Genomic DNA, 18,199 nt, shown 5'->3' on the forward strand with positions numbered 1-18,199 from the left:
CTATGGATCAACTTGCCATCGACGCGCTACGTGGTCAGCCCGTACCGGCCCGGAGCCTTCTAATTGACGGGCGTCACGAGGCCGCAGCGGAAGGTGGGCAACTGGATGTCATTTCCCCAATTGACGGTCAGGTTCTAACCCAAATTGCTGAGGGCACGTCCGAAGATATGGAGCGGGCTATTGCGGCGGCCCGCACGGCGTTTGAAGACGGGCGCTGGTCGCGGACTGCACCCCCCGTACGCAAGAAGGTGTTGTTGAAACTAGCCGATCTGATTGAAAAACACGCTTTGGAACTGGCCGTTCTGGGCGTGCGGGACAACGGCACTGAGATCAATATGGCCATGAAGGCCGAGCCGATGTCGGCTGCGGGCACGTTCCGCTATTATGGCGAGGCCATTGACAAGATTTATGGTCAGATTGCGCCCACAGCTGAAAATGTGCTGGGTCTTGTGCATCACGCGCCCGTCGGCGTTGTGGGGGCGATTGTGCCTTGGAACATGCCGATGATGATAGGTGCCTGGAAAATCGCGCCGGCGCTGGCGGCGGGTAACTCGGTGGTGTTGAAACCTGCGGAATCGGCCTCGCTATCACTTTTGCGATTGGCCGAGTTGGCGCTTGAGGCAGGTGTGCCGGACGGTGTCCTAAACGTCGTCACAGGCAAAGGCAGCGTTGTTGGTGAAACACTGGCCCTGTCGATGGATGTAGACATCATGGTTTTTACCGGCTCGGGCGCGACCGGGCGGCGGCTTTTGGAGTATTCCGCGCGCTCGAACTTGAAACGCTGCTACCTGGAGCTTGGCGGAAAGTCCCCCAATATCGTGTTCAACGACGCCCCCGATCTCGCGCAGGCAGCCAAGGTCTCCGCCGCAGGTATTTTCCGAAATTCAGGTCAGATTTGCGTCGCGGGATCGCGCTTGCTGGTGCAGGAGGATATTCACGAAGACTTCGTCGCCGAGATCGTTAAACACGCGCAGGCCTTCCGAGTTGGCGATCCGCTGGACCTGAACACACAGATCGGGGCAGTGCACTCATTGCCGGAACTGGAAAGCAATCTGGATTTCGTCGCCCAAGCTGAAGCTGAAGGTGCTGAGCGCCGTGCCGGCGGTGACCGAATACTGACCGAAACGGGGGGTTTTTACATGGCACCCACTGTAATGAACGGGGTCAAACCCACCGACAATCTGTTCCGCAACGAGGTCTTTGGTCCGGTTCTGGCCGTGACATCGTTCAGGGACGAAGATGAGGCACTGCGCCTGGCAAATGACAGCGTTTATGGATTGGCCTCGGGCGTGTGGACTGCAAACCTGAGCCGTGCGCATCGCATGGTAGCGGGCATCCGCTCTGGCGTTGTTCACGTCAATACTTATGGCGGCGCGGACGGCACAGTGCCTTTGGGCGGAGTAAAGCAGTCGGGCAATGGTCACGACAAGTCTTTGCACGCAATGGAAAAGTATTTCGATCTGAAAACAGCCTGGATTCAGCTGTAAGACGATAGCCTGCGAGGAGAAGATTACCATGGGCGAAAAGACAATTCTGCTGATCGGCACCTATGACACCAAAGACCCCGAGATGCGCTACATCGAAGAGTGCATCACGGCGCAGGGTGGCAAAGTGCTGACCATGGATGTCTCGGTTCTTGGGGATCCGACCAAGCCCACGGACATTTCCAAGCATGATGTTGCTACCGCCGGCGGCATGACCATAGAAGAGGTGATCGCGCTGGGTGACGAAAACAAGGCTTTTCGCGTGATGTCGCGGGGCGCAGCAGCACTGGTTGCGCAGGTCCACGCAGAGGGCAAATTTGATGGGATGCTCGCCACCGGAGGCACAATGGGCACTGATCTGGCGCTGGATTGCGCGCAGGCTTTGCCAATGGGTGTGCCGAAATACATCGTCTCCACCGTCAGTTTTTCACCGCTGATTCCGCCGCACCGTTTGGCACCGGACATTCAGATGATCCTGTGGGCAGGCGGGCTCTATGGTATGAACTCGGTTTGTCGTTCATCGCTGAGCCAGGCGGCAGGCGCTGTTTTGGGCGCTGCCCGCGCCGTCCAACGCCCACGGCACGATCGCCCGATGATCGGAATGACCTCGTTGGGCTCATCCTGCCTGCGATATATGAAAACCCTGAAACCCGCGTTGGAAGATCGGGGATATGAAGTGGCCGTGTTCCATTCCACGGGCATGGGCGGTATGGCCTTTGAGAAACTTGCGGGAGAGGGTGCGTTCTGCTGCGTAATGGATTTTTGCATGCAGGAATTCGCAAACATGCTCGCAGGTTCGTTGGTGTCCTCGGGGCAGGACCGGCTGACAAATGCCGGGCGCGCGGGCGTGCCGCAAATGGTGGCTCCGGGCGCGCTCGATCTTTTGGATTTTGCCGGTTGGCAGGACATTCCCGACCAATATGCCAACCGTTCGTTCCACGAACATAATCGCCTGATCAAAAGTGCGGTGTTCAATGCAAAAGAGCGACGGGCCGCTATTCGGGAAATGGCTGATCGTCTAAAACAGGCGACGGGCCCAACCCATTTTTTTCTGCCCTCCGGCGGTGTTGAGGAATGGGATCGCGAAGGTCAGGAAGCGCATGACCCGGAAGCGCTTGCCGAAATGGTTGACGAGGCCCGTAACGTGATGCCTGCGGTTGCATCAACTACGGAAATTGGCGCTCATATCAATGACGACGCCTTCTGCGAAGCTGTACTCAAACAGTTCGATAAATGGGTGACTGAGAGGGTGGTTAAGGCAACATGACCAAAAAAGCCAAGAACATCTTGTTTATCATGTTCGATCAGCTTCGGTACGACTACCTGAGCTGCACCGGACATCCGAGTTTGAACACCCCCCATCTGGATGCGCTTGCGGGCAAGGGAGTGCGGTTTTCCCATTGCTATGTTCAGTCGCCCATCTGCGGTGCCTCACGGATGAGCTTTTACACAGGGCGTTACGTACACAGCCACGGCGCGGCTTGGAATAATTTTCCGCTCAAGGTCGGAGAGGTTACTCTGGGCGATCATCTGCGCGAACGTGGGATGGATAGTTGGTTGATCGGTAAGACGCATATGAATGTGGATCAGGCAGGTATGGACCGCCTTGGCATCTCGCGCGACGGCGTGATCGGAGCACGTGTGGCAGAATGTGGTTTTGATGTCTTCCTCCGTGATGACGGCTTGTGGGGTGAGGGGCCGAAAGGCTTTTATGACAAGAGACGCTCGCCTTACAACGAGTATCTGAAAGGGCAGGGGTATGAGGCCGAAAACCCCTGGCAGCACAATGCCAATGCGGGGCTGGACGAAGATGGCAGCGTTGCTTCGGGTTGGTTTATGCGGCACGCTGATAAGCCCGCAAACATCAAGGAAGAAGATAGCGAAACGCCGTGGCTGACGGGACAGGCGATTGAATTTATTCAAACGCAGGATGCCAATTCCGCCGGACCGTGGATGTGCCATCTATCCTATATCAAGCCGCACTGGCCCTATATCGTTCCTGCGCCGTATCATGACATGTACCGTGCAGAAGAGATTTTGCCGGTGGTCCGCTCGGATGGCGAATTGCAGAATCCACACCCGGTCTATGAACAATTCATGCAGAACGAAATCGGCCAGACATTCAGCAAACCGGGTGTGCGTGAAAAGGTGATCCCTGCTTATATGGGGTTGATCAAACAGGCTGATGATCAGATGGGCCGCCTGTTCAATTGGCTTGAAGAGGCTGGTCACATGGAAGATACGATGATCGTCGTGACCTCCGACCATGGGGACTACCTCGGCGATCATTGGATGGGTGAAAAGGATCTGTTCCATGACCCGTCGGTGCGTGTACCCCTGATCATCTATGACCCGTCACACGAAGCTGACGCAACACGTGGGACTGTCTGTGACGCGCTGGTCGAAAGTATCGATCTTGCAGCTACGTTTGTTGATCTGGCAGGTGGCGATGTGCCAGATCACATTATTGAAGGGCGCTCGTTGCTGCCTTTCCTGCATGGTCAGCCCCCCGAGACATGGCGCGAATATGTGGTTAGCGAATATGATTATTCCGCCACGCCCGAAGCAGCGGCTCTGGGCCTTGATCCCAAACAGGCGCGCCTGTTCATGCTGGCGGACAAGGGCTGGAAATTCATCTTTGCCGATGGCGGGTTCCGCCCGTTATTGTTCGACCTGAAAAATGATCCTAATGAGCTGAATGATCTCGGTGCCGACCTAGGCCATGCCGAAGTGATCAACATGTTCATGAAGCGCTTGTCAGAATGGGCGCGCCGTCCATCGCAACGTACAACGGTTTCAAGTGATACGTTGCTGAAGAAGCGAGACGGGAGTGCGGCTGATGTCGGTATTTTTATCGGTGTTTATGATGAGCGTGAATTGCCCTACGACGTAATAGAGAAAACGATCAGGCGTCGGTGAGACATGCTGGGGCTTTGTCATGTTGTGGGTCTTTTGCGGATGTTTCGCAAAGTTGTTTAGGCAGTTGCGATGACCCCATTCACCTATCTTCAAGGCAACAACACAAACAACAACAACGAAAAATGAGAGTAAACGGCCTGGATCCGGGAACATAGTTAATCAGCACCAGGCTCTTCAACTTAGTCAGATAAATGGGTGGTATGGCCTGTAGTTCTCTCAAAAAACGAACCACAGGTCATACCGACGTTTGTCGGACGGAATTGTCGGGTTAGGGCTGGAACAAGACGCTCGCTGCGCAAGCATGGATCAATTGTCAGCATTGCCAAAACAGTCATCCGCATATCAAAACAGACGCTAGACTGTAATTTAAAAGCCGACAACACGTTCAACGCTCAGGACTTCGCCTAACAGTTCCTCAACAGAAAATAGCCGATCCCATTGGTGCCATTCGGCAGTGGTTCAGGAGTACGCAGCCGTTACAGTCTTTTCGACCTTCAATACACTGCGGGCGAGCTTGGACTCTCCGCAAGCCCGAGCAGGAGCGTGGCCCTCGGGTATCCATGTGTCCCAAACGGCGTTTTTCTCAGCAACGTCCGCCATGCCTGCCAGCCATATCTCGCATTTCAGAACGCGGGACTTATCGCTGCCCGCCTTATTCAACAGGTTCTCGATCCTGCTCATGCGCTGACTGGTTTCAATACGAGTGATTGTCATGTCTAGTATCTTCTCGTTGTTGAAATTGGCTGTGATGCTGGCTGGTCTGGTTACGCGAATCCTGAAATGGTCTTTCGAGTTTCACAGAGACACAGATGGCTCAGCACTGGAGTTTCAGGAATTTCGTTTGGGCACCAAAAATGGAGGCAAGAAAGTTTCTGAAACGTATGAAGACTGCGAACGCTTCAAGTTGGGTTATCGATCAATTCACTTTGATATCCAAAGAGCGCGGGCAATCCGCCCGTGTGTAACAATACGATTTTTTCGCCTGGCTTGATCTTCCCACTTTCGACCAGGTTCAGCAAACCAGCGAACGTTTTTGCAGAATAAACCGGGTCGAGGAATACCCCTTCCGTCCGGGCCATCTTTTCCAATGCAGCGCGCGTTATTGCATTCACTTTGCCATAACCCGGCGGCAATGCTTCGTCAAAAACATCAATCTTGCCTTGGAGAAGTCCTGCGTCGACATCCAGCAAGTCCGCAAGTTTCTGCAGAACGACCTTCATTCGGGCCTGCTGCTTTTCACGATCTCTGCGCACGCAAATCCCAAACACCGAGGCAGTGCTTTCTTCTAACGCCAGACCGGTCAGCAGTCCGCCATGTGTGGCACCGCTACCTGAGGGGACGACGACCGCGTCGAAATCCGGCATCTGCTGATACAATTCCTGTCCGGCCACGACGTAGCCCAAGGCACCCAAGGGCGGATGGCCCAGCCCCAGATGAATAACGTACGGTTTGTGACCTTTGGCTTTCAATTCAACTGCGCGCGCATGCAGCGCTGCGTCGGCTCCCGCTTCGTCTTCACCTTCAGGATAACCCATATGCTCGGCACCCAGGATTTGTGCCAGCAGCACGTTCCCGGACGAATAGTAATCCGCCCCCATGTCAGCGACACGCTCTTCCAATTGAAGCACGGATTGCATGCCCAGTTTGGCTGCCGCAGCGGCCGCCGATCGAACGAAATTGGATTGGACGGCGCCGGTGATCAGAATGGTGTCGGCACCCTGCTGACGCGCATCTCCGAGATAAAATTCAAGCTGCCGTGTTTTGTTGCCACCAAAACTAAGCCCAGTCAGATCATCACGTTTCAGCCAGAGATCGATGCCCAGTTCTGCCGACAAGTTGTCCAGGCGCTCCACAGGAGTTGGACCGGACATGAGTTGGGCGCGTGGAAATCTGTGCAGATTATCGTTTCGTGTCATTGTGTAACCTTCAAGACCAAGCCAATAAATGCGCGCGATAGAACAAAACACAGCAGGCAATCAGAGATACCACGCGGATCACTGTTATGACGACCGACTGTGGTAAGTAAGGGCCTGCCGCACGACCAAGTAGGCTGCCGATCAGAGTTATAGCAACGAACCCCAGTATTTGCGGTTCATATGAGATTACCTGCGCGTTGGACAAGCTGTGCAACAAAAATGCGATGCCATATGCCACCAGCGCTATCGGTTGAACCAACTTTGCCACCTCTTTGGCGGAATGACCCTTTGCTATCAAACCGAACACCATAAGAGGGCCCGGTGTCGCCGCCCAAACAGTCGCAAGCCCAGACAGTCCTGTAACGGCTGAAAACCCAGCGTTGCCAATGGATCCCCGCAAGGGGAGCAAGGTTGTAATCAACCCGATCAGCAATAGACACGCCGTCAGAGCAAGAACAAATGCTTCGCTCAAAAAGGGATACACAACAAGGCCAGCGGCCACTCCGACACAGCATCCAATGACCGCGGAGCGGATTAGTTGACGGTTGTTTTTTAGAACATGCCGGTCCGTCGCTACCACTGAAACAAACGTGTTCAACAAGAGCAAGACTGGAACTGCCGTCGACGTGCCAAGCAAAATCATCATGGGCGGTCCCGCGATGATGCTGAACCCGATACCAACGCCGACTTGCAGCATTGCGCCAAGGCAGATGGCAATCATCAGGATGGACAGGTCAACGGACACTCAAACCTCCTATGGACCAAAGCAATGTCGCAAGGCCTCAGATATCCTGAATTCCCGGCCAGGGTCCATTTTATTTCTCTTTCATTGACTATTTTGGCACGGTCAGCGCTGCCACGGCATCAGCCCCGAATATGGCGCCCGAGTGGTTACAGCGTGCGCCATTTGCGCCAGTGTGGTCAGGTCAAAAACAGGAAGCCGCAATTCTTCCTGAAGCCGCGATGCGTAAGGCGGCAGGTCCGTGCATTCCAAAACCAACGACCGAATGTCCGGAGCTTCAAGAACCAGACTACGGGCCGCATCCAAGGCCTCGGTTTCGATCAGGTCCGTATCCATCCGGGTCCGTGTGTTCCGCAAGATCACTTCGGCGAATTCTGTTGTATCCTCCAATCCCTTCACGGCCACAGGAACACCTGATGCACCGACACCTTCGAAATGCCGGGGCGTCAATGCGGATGCATCCGCGGTTAGCACGCCCACTGGCGCGTTGGCACCGGTCATGTGAAAGGCCAGCGGCACTTGGATCAGGCTGGAGGCAAAGACAGGCACAGAAACCGCAGCTGCCAACTCTTTTTGAAACAAGGCTAGAAAGCCGCAACTGCCAGTGATGGCTCGCACGCCTTCAGCCTCAAGCCGCTTGGCGCCTTCGATGAACGGTGCCAGTAACTCGGGCGAAGGGTTGTTCAGCAAGGTTGGGACAGTCACACCGTCGATCATCTCATACAGAACCGGAAATGGCAGGCTGGAAGGGTTCTTGATATGGCCCGGTGGTTTTGGAAAATAGCTTTCAAGGCACAGAACACCAATTGACGCCCCGCAAATGTTCTGGCCACCTTGGTAGATTGGCATTGTCATCTGATCCTTTTGATTTGAAGGTTCAAAACCGGGCCAGCGAAAACGGGGCCAGATCGATGTTTGGGCTGCGACCGGACACAAGATCAGCCACAAGCTCGCCGGTTTTCGGGGCCATCATCAGCCCATAATGAGAATGCCCGAACGCAGTATAGAGCCCTTCTCTGCCTTTAACTGGTCCAATCGCTGGCAAACTGTCCGGAAAGGACGGGCGGCGACCCATCCAAAACTGTGCCTCGCCGGTATCGAGGTCTGGCAACATCGCCTTTGCCTGTTCGGTCAGGATTTCTTTCTTGCGCGGATCAGCGGGCGCATCGACGCTGCCAAATTCGGCCGTGCCGGCGACTCTCAGGCCGCCCAGCATCGAGCTTGCGACGACCTTTGCATCCACATCCATGACCGAGTTGTTCAATTGGGCCGACGGGGTCGGGAATTCGACATGGTAGCCCCGCTCGGCCACAAGCGGCACAGGCATCCCCATTGGTTTCAGCAGGTCGGCGGACCATACACCTGCCGCGAGGATGATGCTGGCGGCACGCATTGTGCCTTGCGAGGTCGCAAGCTGCCAACAACCATCTTCAGCAGATGTCAGCTTGGTGACTTCGGTTTTTACTAATTCGGCGCCTTGCGAGCGCGCTTTTTCAGCCAGAACTGCCCCCACACGTCCCGGTGAGATTACGCGTGCCTGACCTTTGATCACGATCGCGGCTTGGAATTCCTCTGACAGTGCAGGTTCCATGCGGCGCAACTCGGCACCATCGACAAGCTCCAGATCGCCTCCTTTTTCCTGACGGATCAGATATCCAAGCCCATTCAGATCAGCCTGCTTCCGGTGGCGAAAAGCGTGAATATAGTAGCTGTCAGTGATCAGGTTTTCGTGCCCGGTGCCTTGAAGATGACGACGATACAGGTCGATAGAAGGGCGGCACAAAAGCTCCATCGCGTCTGAGATTTCGCGCACTGACCTTTCGCTGGAGTTTCCCAGAAACCGCAGCCCCCAGGGGATCATTTTTGGCCAGAAACTGGGTCTGACCGAAAGCGCGCTTTTAGGATCCAGTAGCATCTGGGGCAGTGATTTCCATATGCCCGGCATCGCTTGCGGAATGATTGACCACGGCGACACTACACCTGCATTCCCGAAGGAGGTTTCTTGCCCCGGTTGACCGCGGTCTATAAGCCGAACTGGAATGCCGCGCTGTTGTAGCGACAACGCGCAACAAATGCCGACGATCCCTGCGCCGATGATGGTCACTTGTTCTGTCATCGCATCAGGCCGGAGAGTGGCTTCGGTTGCGGGCGATCAGTTGGGTGACGATGACAGGTGATGCCACGACCAGCGCGATCAGATCAGCAGTCAGGCTGGGCGCTACAAAGATAATCCCAGCGATGGCCAACAGAATGCGCGATGCGATATTCAGCGGACTCAACCAATACCCAACCACAGCCGCCGACAGGGCAATAACCCCGGCGATGCAACTGGTTGCGGTATAGGTGAACTCCCACAGGTTAAACCCGGTTGAGGACACAAATAGCAGCACCGGCGCATAGACAAAGGCCATGGGCGCGATCACTTTGCCCAATCCAAGGGTGAAGGCAGAAAGACCAGTTCGGAACGGGTTCGAGTTCGCAATGGCAGCCGCGGCATAGGCTGAAGTACAGACCGGCGGTGTAATCTCGGACACCACGCCGTAGTAGAGCACGAAAAGGTGGCTGGCGATGGGTGGAACACCCAGTTGCGCCAGCGCAGGCTGCGCCACGGACACCAGCATGATATACAGCGCGGTGGTCGGAATGCCGGCGCCCATCAGGATACAGACGACGGCGATGAACACCAACGAGATGAACAATTGTAAGTCTTCCATCGCAAAGAACTGGAAGCTGCCGAACGAGATCATGTTGTACAGATCCGATGCCAGGTTGCCTGCGCCTTGTGTAACCATGAAACCGATGCGAAAACCGATACCAGTGGTGTTGATCACGCCTACCACGATACCAACCGCAGCAGCGGCGGCGCCCACGGCCAGCGAGTATTTCACACCCAATTCTACCGCCTGTAGCATCTCGGGCACTTCGACGCGTTTCTGAGGGTTCATAGTTGCGACCACCGTCAATCCGCACAGGATTGTTGTCATGGTCAGGTCAAAGCCGCCGTCTGAGAACTTCCACAGTACAAAGCTGAGGAACGCTGCCGCATAGATCAGTGTCGGAGGTTGCCTCAAGCGCGACATGCCAGCAATTACCGCAAGTGATATGCCGCAGAAGGCCGACATGAAGGGCGTGTAACCCGTGAACAGAACCACTAGAAGGCCGATCAGGGGCACTATGTTGGCCCAGCCTTCGGCCCAGACGGCTTTGAGCTGCGGCAGTTGCTCTTTGGTCAGACCTTTGAGATTCAGCTTGCGTGCCATCAGATGCACGACGGCGAATACACCGACATAGTGCAGTAGTGCTGGGAAGATCGCAGCGATTACGATGGTGGTGTATGGAACCTCGAGGAACTCTGCCATGATAAAGGCAGCGGCCCCCATGATCGGCGGAGTGATCTGACCACCCGCCGAGGAAGCAGCCTCGACCCCACCCGCAAAATGGCCGGGGTATCCAAGGCGCTTCATGTTGGGAATTGTCAGCGCGCCGGTTGATACGGTGTTGGCCACCGAAGAGCCCGAGATCGTGCCGAAGAAGGCCGAGGATACCACCGACACTTTTGCCGGACCGCCGGTATAGCGGCCCGCCAAAATTGTAGCGTTATCGATGAAAAGTTGCCCCAACCCGGTGCGTTGCGCGATCACGCCAAACAGCACAAAGTGGAAAACGATTGTCGAGACGACCCACAGCGTGACGCCATAGATGCCCTCCTGCGGGAAATACATCGACGATACGAAGGTTTTAAAGTTCACGCCGGGGTGCTGTAGCAATCCGGGGAAATAAGGGCCTAGCAGCGCATACGAGATAAACACACAGATAATCAGTGGCAGCACCCAGCCTAACGTGCGGCGCGCGATATCGAGCACCAGCAGGATTATTATGACGCCCAGTACTACGTCATAGCTATTTGGGTTGCCCATGCGGAAGGTCTGTTCCTCAATTCCCAGAAACGGAATGCCACGCCAGGCAACACCAACATACAGAGCTGCAATGATCCCAAGGGCCATGAAGACCAGATCGTAAAGTGGGATGTTGCCGATGCGGAACCGGCTGACCTTAAGCGCATAGAGGCTTTTGGCTCCGATAATCGGGATTGTCGCGTAGACCAGAATGAACAGCAGTGCCAGATAGATACCCATGTGCCAGTGATCGGCCGGCAGGCCAAAACCGGCCGTGAAAAATTCGTAAAATGCAAAGATCAGGGCCACAACGCGCAGGACTTTGCCAGTTGTCGGCGTAACCTGCCGGACGGCGGCACCCTCGTCGAATTGTTCTTCGATAGCCGCTAGTTCTTCGGCTGTGAGTTCGTGGTCATCAAGATTTTGAGTCGTGGACATGATGGCCCCCTGATTTCGCGCATTTCGAGTGTGCGGTGCCCCAAATAGGGGCACCGGACGATGAGTTGAGATGAGAACGGGTTACTGAAGAAGTCCGGCTTCTTTGTAGAATTTCTCAGCACCCGGATGCAGCGGAACGCCTAGTGCTTCGACTCCATCCAAAGCAGTATCAGGGGTGATCTGCTTGCCCTTAGCATGACCGTTATCCAGTAGCTTGCGGGTGTTGTCGTTCCACATCGCCTTGGTCAGCTCATAGACCAGGTCGTCGGACAGGTCTGACGACACAACCAGCATCGCGCTAACCGCAGGGGTCTTGGTTTCGCCGTCGATGCCTTCATACACGCCACCTGGAATGGCTGAGGGGATATAGGCCGGAATGATCTCGTTGATCTTGCCCAGATCTTCGTCGGAGAAGGAGTGCAGGTTCATACCTTTGGTCGACGATAGCTGCACCATCGCTGCAACCGGCCAGCCTGCGGCATAGAAATAGGCATCAAGCTGACCATCGGCCAGACGTTCGGCACTCTGACTGTTGTTCAGCTCAGCCTCATCCATGTTGTCACGGTTGACGCCCCAAGCATCCAGCATCTGCAAAACGGCAACCTGCGTGCCGGAACCAGCCTGCGCAATACCAACGCGCTTGCCTTCCAGATCGCTCAGATCGTTGATCGTCGAGCCGGCCGGCAGAACAAGGTGCAGGTCTTCGGGGAACAGGTTGGCCACGATGCGCAGTTTGGGATGGGGTTTGCCTTCGAACTTACCTTCACCCAGATACATCGAACGGGTGACGTCGGCTGCAGCCAGCCCGGCCTCAAGTTCTCCGTTCTGCACGGCGGCATTGTTGAAGACCGAAGCGGTGGTGGATTGCGCGATCGCGATCAGGCCCGGAACACCGCACTGGCCGCCTTCTTCACACGGGCGCGATCCCGGAGGGGCAGAGATTCCATTTGCAATGGTGCCACCGATGGGGAAATAGGTTCCGCCAGCGCCACCGGTGCCAATACGGAAGAACGTTGGGTCCTGCGCCAGCGCGGGGGCTGCCAGCGCGCCCGCCAATGCAAGACCAGTCAAGCATTTCACAAATTTCATTATCATCTCCCTTGTTGGAAATTCGGTTTTGGTTTTCCCAAACTTCGATCCTGCAAGCGTAGAGACAAACTGCATAAATACAAATTTGTTATATTTCACTAAACTAAAGTTTTGCTTATGCTTAAGATTATGAATCTGACTCAGCTAACCGTATTTCGTGAGGTGATGGAGACCGGCTCCATCTCTCAAACCGCCAAGAAACTAAATCGCACGCAGCCTGCGATTAGCCTTGCGTTGAAAAACCTTGAAAAGACATTGGGCCTGACGTTGTTCGAACGTAAGGGAAGACGATTGGTCCCAGTCCCCGAGGCGCACTATCTCTTAGCCGAAACTACGGGTATTTTGGACCGTCTCGCGACGATCTCCAGCACGATGGAAGGACTCATCAAAGGGCATGCCGGAAGCTTGAATATTGCAACGATGCCGGGTCCATCTGCCTTTTTGTTTCCACGTTTCATAAGCCAGTCAGTTGGTGAAAACCCCGATATTCGCATCACGCTTTCGACACGCAGCTCACCGCAGATTATGGAGCTTGCCGGGACGCAAAATATCGACTTCGGCTTTGCTGACTTCGAGCATTCAGCCGGCAAAGAACCCCAGTATTCCGCTGAACTTATCCGGGCTGATTGCTTTTGTGCTATTGACTGTGAACATCCTCTTGCGTCGCGCAAGGTTCTGACACTATCGGATCTTGACGGAACGCCAATGGGCGGTCTGCATCCTTCACACCCGTTCCAACGTAAAGTCCGGCAGGAGTTCGAGGACGTTGCCGCGGAGTACAATCAGACAGTTACCTGCCAGTATTTTCTACCTCTTATCCCCTTTGTCAGTTCGGGGCAGTGTTGCAGCATCGTTGATCCGCTGACAGTTGCAACCGAGCGAGAGCTTAATCTATCCAACGGAAAGCTTGTGTTTTTACCTTTCGAGAAACCGTTAAGATATGAATACGCTCTCCTCGAACCCGACCACAGGCCACCATCCCAATTGGCAATACAGATCAAAGCAGGCTGGAAAGCCGAAGTGCTGAGGAAGTTGGAGGCGGTGACGGCAAACCCTCGCGCAACATCGATTGATGACGTGCGAGGCGAACAGAGTTGAAGTTGTTTGGATTGCGACCCTAAATCCAATGAGAACGAAAGGCGGCTCTAGGCCGTCTACGTGGTCAGATTTTGGTGGGGCAGGGGCATTGTGGCACTTGCTCTGAGGTTTGCTGTAAGCCCTCAAAAGACCCATATTGCAGTTGTATGAATGATGGCGGATCATCATCGAATACAGCGGACGATCCGTGCTAATTTTTAGTACTGTGGAGGAAGGCATTTCAGCTATGTACAAGGTTGAGCAAAATTTAGCACCACCGAACCGGCCGTTCGTGCGGATCGGGACGATAAGCGGCTCTGAGCCCAACCCTGTCATTGTGATTATTCTCTGCGCGCATCCAGGCTGGAACGGTCAATTCACATGGAGCGGACTTAACATCCTTTCGCTGCGCGTTCTTCAAATGACTGGTTACGGTAGTTTCAAGGACGACTTTTAGGTGCAGCCATGGCCAGTGGGTCTTTTTGGCGAAACATTACTAATCAAGGACAAGCATCGCAGCCTCAAACTCCTTACTCAGCGCTGCAGCCAATTTGACTCACTTGCATCCAACAATTCGATATAAACATTTATGATATCAGTATTTGTTCAATTCGGTTGTGGATATGTCTCGACCAAACGAAACTTGGTTATGTCATAAGGCATTAACGAGGTGGCAATGAGCAACTACGCGGATCTAAAACTGTTTATCGGCGGCGAATGGCGAGATACGCCTGAGCATATTGCTGTTGTTAACCCAGCCACTGAAGAAGAGCTTGGGCGCCTACCACGCGCGCGAGTTTCGGATTTGAAAGACGCATTGAGTGCCGCCGAAGCCGGATTGGGAATTTGGCGGAGAACATCGCCTCGCACACGCGCTGACACCATTCTTCGCGCCGCCGGGATCATGCGTGCAAATCAGGAAGAAATCGCGCAGTCGATTACAGCCGAACATGGTAAACCGCTGGCACAGGCCCGGCTGGAAGTCATCCGAGGTGCCGAATTCTTTGAATGGGACGCAGGCGAAGCGATGCGGGTTTATGGGAGGGTCATCCCATCGGCGCCCGGCACCAAAATTTCAGTCCACCACCACCCTATCGGCGTGGTCGCGGCATTTTCTCCCTGGAATTTTCCGATGAGCCAGCCGGCCCGCAAAATTGCAGGTGCTCTGGCCTCTGGTTGTTCTATTATTCTGAAGGCCGCCGAAGAAACCCCTGCCGGGGCTATCCACATTGTTCGCGCCTTTGAAGAAGCAGGCCTGCCAGCGGGTGTCTTGAACTTGGTCTTTGGTATTCCGTCGGAAATCTCGGAATTTCTGATCCCGCATCCTGCGGTGCGTTTGGTTGCTTTGACTGGATCAACGACGGTGGGCAGGCATCTGACAAGTCTTGCCGCAAAACATGACACGCGTGTTTTGATGGAACTGGGCGGCCACGCGCCTGTCATCGTTTGTGAAGACGTAGATGTTCAGAAAGCAGCGATCAGCGGCGCTGTGCGCAAGATGCGCAACGCGGGACAAGTCTGTACCTCACCTACGCGGTTCTTTGTGCATGAAAGTATCTTTGATGAATTTGCCGAAGCATTCGCAAAACGGGCGGCGCAAACCGTAGTTGGCAATGGCGTTGACGCTGGTGTCGAAATGGGCCCTACGGCCAATGAACGCCGGATTCCTGTCCTTTCGGCGCTGGTGGAGGACGCAATTTCAAAGGGAGCGCAACTGCGCACGGGTGGCAAACGGCACGGCGACAAGGGGTATTTCTTTGAACCAACGGTTCTGACCAATGCGCCCAACACGGCGCAAATAATGCAAGAAGAACCTTTTGGCCCAATCGCCATTATCAACCCTGTAAGGAATCTGGATGATGCTATCGCACAAGCCAACTCCGTTCCATACGGGCTTGCCGGTTACGGCTTTACCAATCGTGCCGATTATATCGACCGGATGATTGATGAGGTTGAAGTGGGTAATTTCTCCATAAACACCCTTGAAGCCTCTTTGCCAGAAACGCCCTTTGGTGGCGTCAAGTCCAGCGGCTACGGGCGCGAAGGCGGTACTGAAGGGCTAGAGAGCTATTTGACGATCAAAAACGTATGGTACGCAACCGACGGCACCTAAATCCCCTCACATAAATGTAGAGACCCAATGACCGACTTTAGCAAGACTCGCTCGATGTTCGATATACCAGACGGGATGACCTATCTGAATGGCAACTCGCTTGGCCCAATGCCAAAGGCCGCTCCAGAGGCGATGGATCGCTTTCTGAAAGATGAATGGCGCACAGAAATCATCAAAGGCTGGAACACCAAGGGTTGGTTCATGCAGACCAATACCTTGGGGGACCGCGTTGGGAAGTTGATCGGCGCGCCGGCAGGTACCACGGTGGTGGGTGACACATTGTCGATCAAGGTTTTTCAAGCGGTATCTGCCGGATTGGCCCTAGTCCCTGATCGCAGGGTAATCTTGTCGGATAACGGGAACTTCCCAACCGACCTTTACATGGTCGAAGGCCTGATGAAACTCAAAGATGACGGGTACGAGCTTCGCATCCCCGATCCCGAAATGGTTTTGGACAGCATCACCGAAGAGGTGGCGGTGATCATGGTTACCGAAGTGGATTACCGGACCGGGCGCAAACACGACATGAAAGCAATCATCGAAAAGGCGCATAAGTGTGGTGCTGTGGTGGTCTGGGATCTTGCGCACTCGGCAGGTGCAATCCCCGTGGACGTTGGCGGGTTGGATACTGATTTTGCAGTCGGCTGCACGTACAAATACTTCAACGGCGGTCCCGGCGCTCCGGCATTCATCCATGTCGCCCAGCGGTTGATGGATGTTGTCGAACCCTCCTTGTCAGGTTGGTACGCCCATGAAGCGCCCTTTGCCTTTGACACAGATTTTCGCCCCATGCCCGGCGCGATTGAACGTATGCGGATCGGGACACCTTCCATTGCTTCATTTGCAATCCTTGAGGTCGCACTGGACATCTGGGACCACGTCGACATGAACGACTTGCAGGAACGGTCCATTGAGCTGAGCAATTTGTTCATCAAAGAAGTAGAAGCGCGTTGCGAAGGTGTCACCTATGCCGGGATCCGGGACCCGCAGGCGCGTGGCAGCCATGTTTCTTTCCGGTTTGAGCACGGGTACGCTTGTATGCAGGCACTCATTGCCGAAAAAGTCATCGGCGACTTCCGTGCGCCAAATGTCATGCGTTTTGGGATCACGCCGCTGTTCATCGGCGAGGCGGACATCCACAAGGCCGTCGACACGATGGAAGCCATTATCAAGAACGAAACATGGCGTGAAGATCGTTTTCAGGCACGTGGGTTAGTGACCTGAAACGAAAATAACGCTGTCCGGAAAACTGAATACCCTGCCAAATCTGGCAGGGTATTTCAATTCTCTTTGTACTGCTGAGTAGCTTTAAATGGCCTGAACATATATGGGGCTGGACCAAGCCTGAAAACCATCCTCAGTATAAACGGCAATCCAGATTTGATTGTCTCCATCTTGATGTAAATCAATATCCACTTCATGCGTGATCCGGTTCTCCAAAGGCGCGTCAGGCAGGCGGAACACTTTGATTTTGCGTTCAAGCCCACCAGCCTCCATAACTTGATACTCCAGCCCGATATCTTTCTGGCTGCAACCCACTAACTTGGCTATGATACCACTAGAGTATTTGTCTCTACAGTGCTTTGGCTGCCCGTCGTAGCGCCCGCACAAATGCGCGACTGGCAGGGGAAATGCTCTCGTCGCTTCGAAACGATACCCCAACAGGCCCTTCCCCAAAGGGAACATTCCAAGCCAACGGTTTCAACACCCCGCTCGCAATATCATCGGACACAACATGCGCAGGCATGAGGCTGATCAGATCACATGATTGCAGCAAAGAGCGGTTGGCAAGATATGAAACGGATTCAACATATTGGGGTGGCGCGTACTGCGTCTGACTTACAAAGAACTGATCTATCTGTCGGCGCAATGTTGTCTCTAGTGGGGGCAAAATCCAACTGAAGGACTTGATCTGTTCAAAGGTGACCGATGCTGCGTCAGCCAAAGGATGTTGATTGCCCACAACACCTTGGATGTATTCATCATATAACTCTTCTTGAATAATCTTGTCCCTGAAACGATGGGACGGCAGGCGCCCCACAACCAAATCAATCTCACCGGACAACAGGGCTGGCATCAAAGTTTCATTGGTGCCTTCGACAACCTTGATTGCGACTTTTGGTCGATCCTTCAAAAGGATTTCGATCGCTGCCGGTAATAGATTGGGGGATGCGGCCAGTAGGGTTCCGATGACCACGCGACCACTACTGCCCTCATTCAGATCATCCAGTTCTTGAGCAGCACTGGAGACCTGTGCAAAGATCAGTTTACCATGGCGAATTAGCGTGTCACCAAAGACGGTTGGAATCGCGCCGCGATTGGTGCGTTGAAACAGTTTAACCTCGAAATCAAGTTCTAGGTCCTGAATCATCTTGGTAGCTGCAGGCTGCGACACACCCAATTCAAGCGCTGCATTTTGAATGTTACCGTGCCGCCCGACGGCGATCAGCAGCCGAAGTTGCCGCAGTTTCAGGCGGGTTAGAGCACGATCAACAATGCGGGTGTGATTGGCGACCATATCAGGC

At 54.3% G+C, this 18,199-nt stretch carries 15 protein-coding genes; 6 read left to right on the forward strand and 9 right to left on the reverse strand.

The annotated features are described in order from the left end of the window. The first annotated feature begins 2 nt into the window (after positions 1 to 2). From DS906_RS00520 to DS906_RS00530, 3 genes are read left to right on the forward strand one after another with little or no spacing between them, the layout of a single operon-like run. Positions 3 to 1,487, forward strand: coding sequence for an aldehyde dehydrogenase (locus DS906_RS00520; protein ID WP_113788321.1), 1,485 nt, complete (start codon positions 3 to 5; stop codon positions 1,485 to 1,487). Between the two features lie 28 nt (positions 1,488 to 1,515). Next, positions 1,516 to 2,751 (forward strand): Tm-1-like ATP-binding domain-containing protein, encoded by a 1,236-nt coding sequence (locus tag DS906_RS00525; RefSeq protein ID WP_113788322.1) that lies wholly within the window; start codon positions 1,516 to 1,518, stop codon positions 2,749 to 2,751. Continuing rightward, entirely contained in the window at positions 2,748 to 4,403 is a 1,656-nt protein-coding gene (locus DS906_RS00530) for a sulfatase-like hydrolase/transferase (RefSeq protein ID WP_113788323.1), read from the forward strand. The genes DS906_RS00525 and DS906_RS00530 overlap by 4 nt, the downstream gene beginning before the upstream one ends. A 459-nt stretch (positions 4,404 to 4,862) precedes the next feature. On the opposite strand, the gene DS906_RS00535 is transcribed toward DS906_RS00530, so the two are convergent. The 7 genes from DS906_RS00535 to DS906_RS00565 all read right to left on the reverse strand — a co-directional run bounded on the left by DS906_RS00535 (position 4,863) and on the right by DS906_RS00565 (position 12,484). Then, complete coding sequence (locus tag DS906_RS00535) at positions 4,863 to 5,153, reverse strand: RidA family protein (protein WP_369933865.1); 291 nt, start codon at positions 5,151 to 5,153, stop codon at positions 4,863 to 4,865. A gap of 149 nt (positions 5,154 to 5,302) precedes the next feature. Continuing rightward, positions 5,303 to 6,274, reverse strand: a complete 972-nt coding sequence (locus DS906_RS00540; protein ID WP_233494634.1) for a D-cysteine desulfhydrase family protein — start codon at positions 6,272 to 6,274, stop codon at positions 5,303 to 5,305. Between the two features lie 55 nt (positions 6,275 to 6,329). Then, positions 6,330 to 7,064 carry a TSUP family transporter gene (locus DS906_RS00545; protein WP_113788326.1) on the reverse strand — a complete coding sequence of 245 codons (735 nt, stop codon included), beginning with the start codon at positions 7,062 to 7,064 and terminating at the stop codon, positions 6,330 to 6,332. Between the two features lie 102 nt (positions 7,065 to 7,166). Next, positions 7,167 to 7,910 (reverse strand): aspartate/glutamate racemase family protein, encoded by a 744-nt coding sequence (locus tag DS906_RS00550; protein ID WP_113788395.1) that lies wholly within the window; start codon positions 7,908 to 7,910, stop codon positions 7,167 to 7,169. 28 nt (positions 7,911 to 7,938) lie between these two features. After that, the gene (locus DS906_RS00555; protein WP_113788327.1) at positions 7,939 to 9,177 is read right to left on the reverse strand and encodes an FAD-binding oxidoreductase; all 1,239 of its coding nucleotides are present in this window, start codon (positions 9,175 to 9,177) and stop codon (positions 7,939 to 7,941) included. A 4-nt stretch (positions 9,178 to 9,181) separates the two neighbouring features. Continuing rightward, positions 9,182 to 11,395: a TRAP transporter fused permease subunit gene (locus DS906_RS00560; protein ID WP_113788328.1), complete on the reverse strand. Its 2,214-nt coding sequence runs from the start codon at positions 11,393 to 11,395 to the stop codon at positions 9,182 to 9,184. Positions 11,396 to 11,476: 81 nt separating this feature from the next. Then, complete coding sequence (locus tag DS906_RS00565; protein WP_113788396.1) at positions 11,477 to 12,484, reverse strand: TAXI family TRAP transporter solute-binding subunit; 1,008 nt, start codon at positions 12,482 to 12,484, stop codon at positions 11,477 to 11,479. A 129-nt stretch (positions 12,485 to 12,613) separates the two neighbouring features. On the opposite strand from DS906_RS00565, the gene DS906_RS00570 reads away from it, so the two are divergent. The 3 genes from DS906_RS00570 (at position 12,614) to kynU (ending at position 16,898) form a co-directional block, all read left to right on the forward strand. After that, positions 12,614 to 13,582 carry a LysR family transcriptional regulator gene (locus tag DS906_RS00570; RefSeq protein WP_113788397.1) on the forward strand — a complete coding sequence of 323 codons (969 nt, stop codon included), beginning with the start codon at positions 12,614 to 12,616 and terminating at the stop codon, positions 13,580 to 13,582. A 655-nt stretch (positions 13,583 to 14,237) separates the two neighbouring features. After that, complete coding sequence (locus DS906_RS00580) at positions 14,238 to 15,674, forward strand: NAD-dependent succinate-semialdehyde dehydrogenase (protein ID WP_113788330.1); 1,437 nt, start codon at positions 14,238 to 14,240, stop codon at positions 15,672 to 15,674. A 27-nt stretch (positions 15,675 to 15,701) separates the two neighbouring features. Continuing rightward, positions 15,702 to 16,898: a kynureninase gene (kynU, locus tag DS906_RS00585; protein ID WP_113788331.1), complete on the forward strand. Its 1,197-nt coding sequence runs from the start codon at positions 15,702 to 15,704 to the stop codon at positions 16,896 to 16,898. 84 nt (positions 16,899 to 16,982) lie between these two features. On the opposite strand, the gene DS906_RS00590 is transcribed toward kynU, so the two are convergent. Further along, the gene (locus DS906_RS00590; RefSeq protein ID WP_113788332.1) at positions 16,983 to 17,171 is read right to left on the reverse strand and encodes a hypothetical protein; all 189 of its coding nucleotides are present in this window, start codon (positions 17,169 to 17,171) and stop codon (positions 16,983 to 16,985) included. A gap of 76 nt (positions 17,172 to 17,247) precedes the next feature. After that, on the reverse strand, positions 17,248 to 18,192 hold the full coding sequence (locus DS906_RS00595; protein WP_113788333.1) for a LysR substrate-binding domain-containing protein: 945 nt from the start codon (positions 18,190 to 18,192) through the stop codon (positions 17,248 to 17,250). Positions 18,193 to 18,199: the final 7 nt, after the last annotated feature.

Source organism: Ruegeria sp. A3M17, from assembly GCF_003318255.1.
Taxonomy (GTDB): Bacteria; Pseudomonadota; Alphaproteobacteria; order Rhodobacterales; family Rhodobacteraceae; genus Ruegeria.

Excerpts from the sequence above, each read along its gene's own strand:
- DS906_RS00520 (WP_113788321.1), top strand. The coding sequence starts at position 3 with ATGGATCAACTTGCCATCGACGCGCTACGTGGTCAGCCCGTACCGGCC.
- DS906_RS00525 (WP_113788322.1), top strand. The coding sequence starts at position 1,516 with ATGGGCGAAAAGACAATTCTGCTGATCGGCACCTATGACACCAAAGAC.
- DS906_RS00530 (WP_113788323.1), top strand. The coding sequence starts at position 2,748 with ATGACCAAAAAAGCCAAGAACATCTTGTTTATCATGTTCGATCAGCTT.
- DS906_RS00540 (WP_233494634.1), bottom strand. The coding sequence starts at position 6,274 with ATGTCCGGTCCAACTCCTGTGGAGCGCCTGGACAACTTGTCGGCAGAA.
- DS906_RS00550 (WP_113788395.1), bottom strand. The coding sequence starts at position 7,910 with ATGCCAATCTACCAAGGTGGCCAGAACATTTGCGGGGCGTCAATTGGT.
- DS906_RS00555 (WP_113788327.1), bottom strand. The coding sequence starts at position 9,177 with ATGACAGAACAAGTGACCATCATCGGCGCAGGGATCGTCGGCATTTGT.
- DS906_RS00560 (WP_113788328.1), bottom strand. The coding sequence starts at position 11,395 with ATGTCCACGACTCAAAATCTTGATGACCACGAACTCACAGCCGAAGAA.
- DS906_RS00565 (WP_113788396.1), bottom strand. The coding sequence starts at position 12,484 with ATGAAATTTGTGAAATGCTTGACTGGTCTTGCATTGGCGGGCGCGCTG.
- DS906_RS00570 (WP_113788397.1), top strand. The coding sequence starts at position 12,614 with ATGAATCTGACTCAGCTAACCGTATTTCGTGAGGTGATGGAGACCGGC.
- DS906_RS00580 (WP_113788330.1), top strand. The coding sequence starts at position 14,238 with ATGAGCAACTACGCGGATCTAAAACTGTTTATCGGCGGCGAATGGCGA.
- kynU (WP_113788331.1), top strand. The coding sequence starts at position 15,702 with ATGACCGACTTTAGCAAGACTCGCTCGATGTTCGATATACCAGACGGG.
- DS906_RS00590 (WP_113788332.1), bottom strand. The coding sequence starts at position 17,171 with ATGGAGGCTGGTGGGCTTGAACGCAAAATCAAAGTGTTCCGCCTGCCT.
- DS906_RS00595 (WP_113788333.1), bottom strand. The coding sequence starts at position 18,192 with ATGGTCGCCAATCACACCCGCATTGTTGATCGTGCTCTAACCCGCCTG.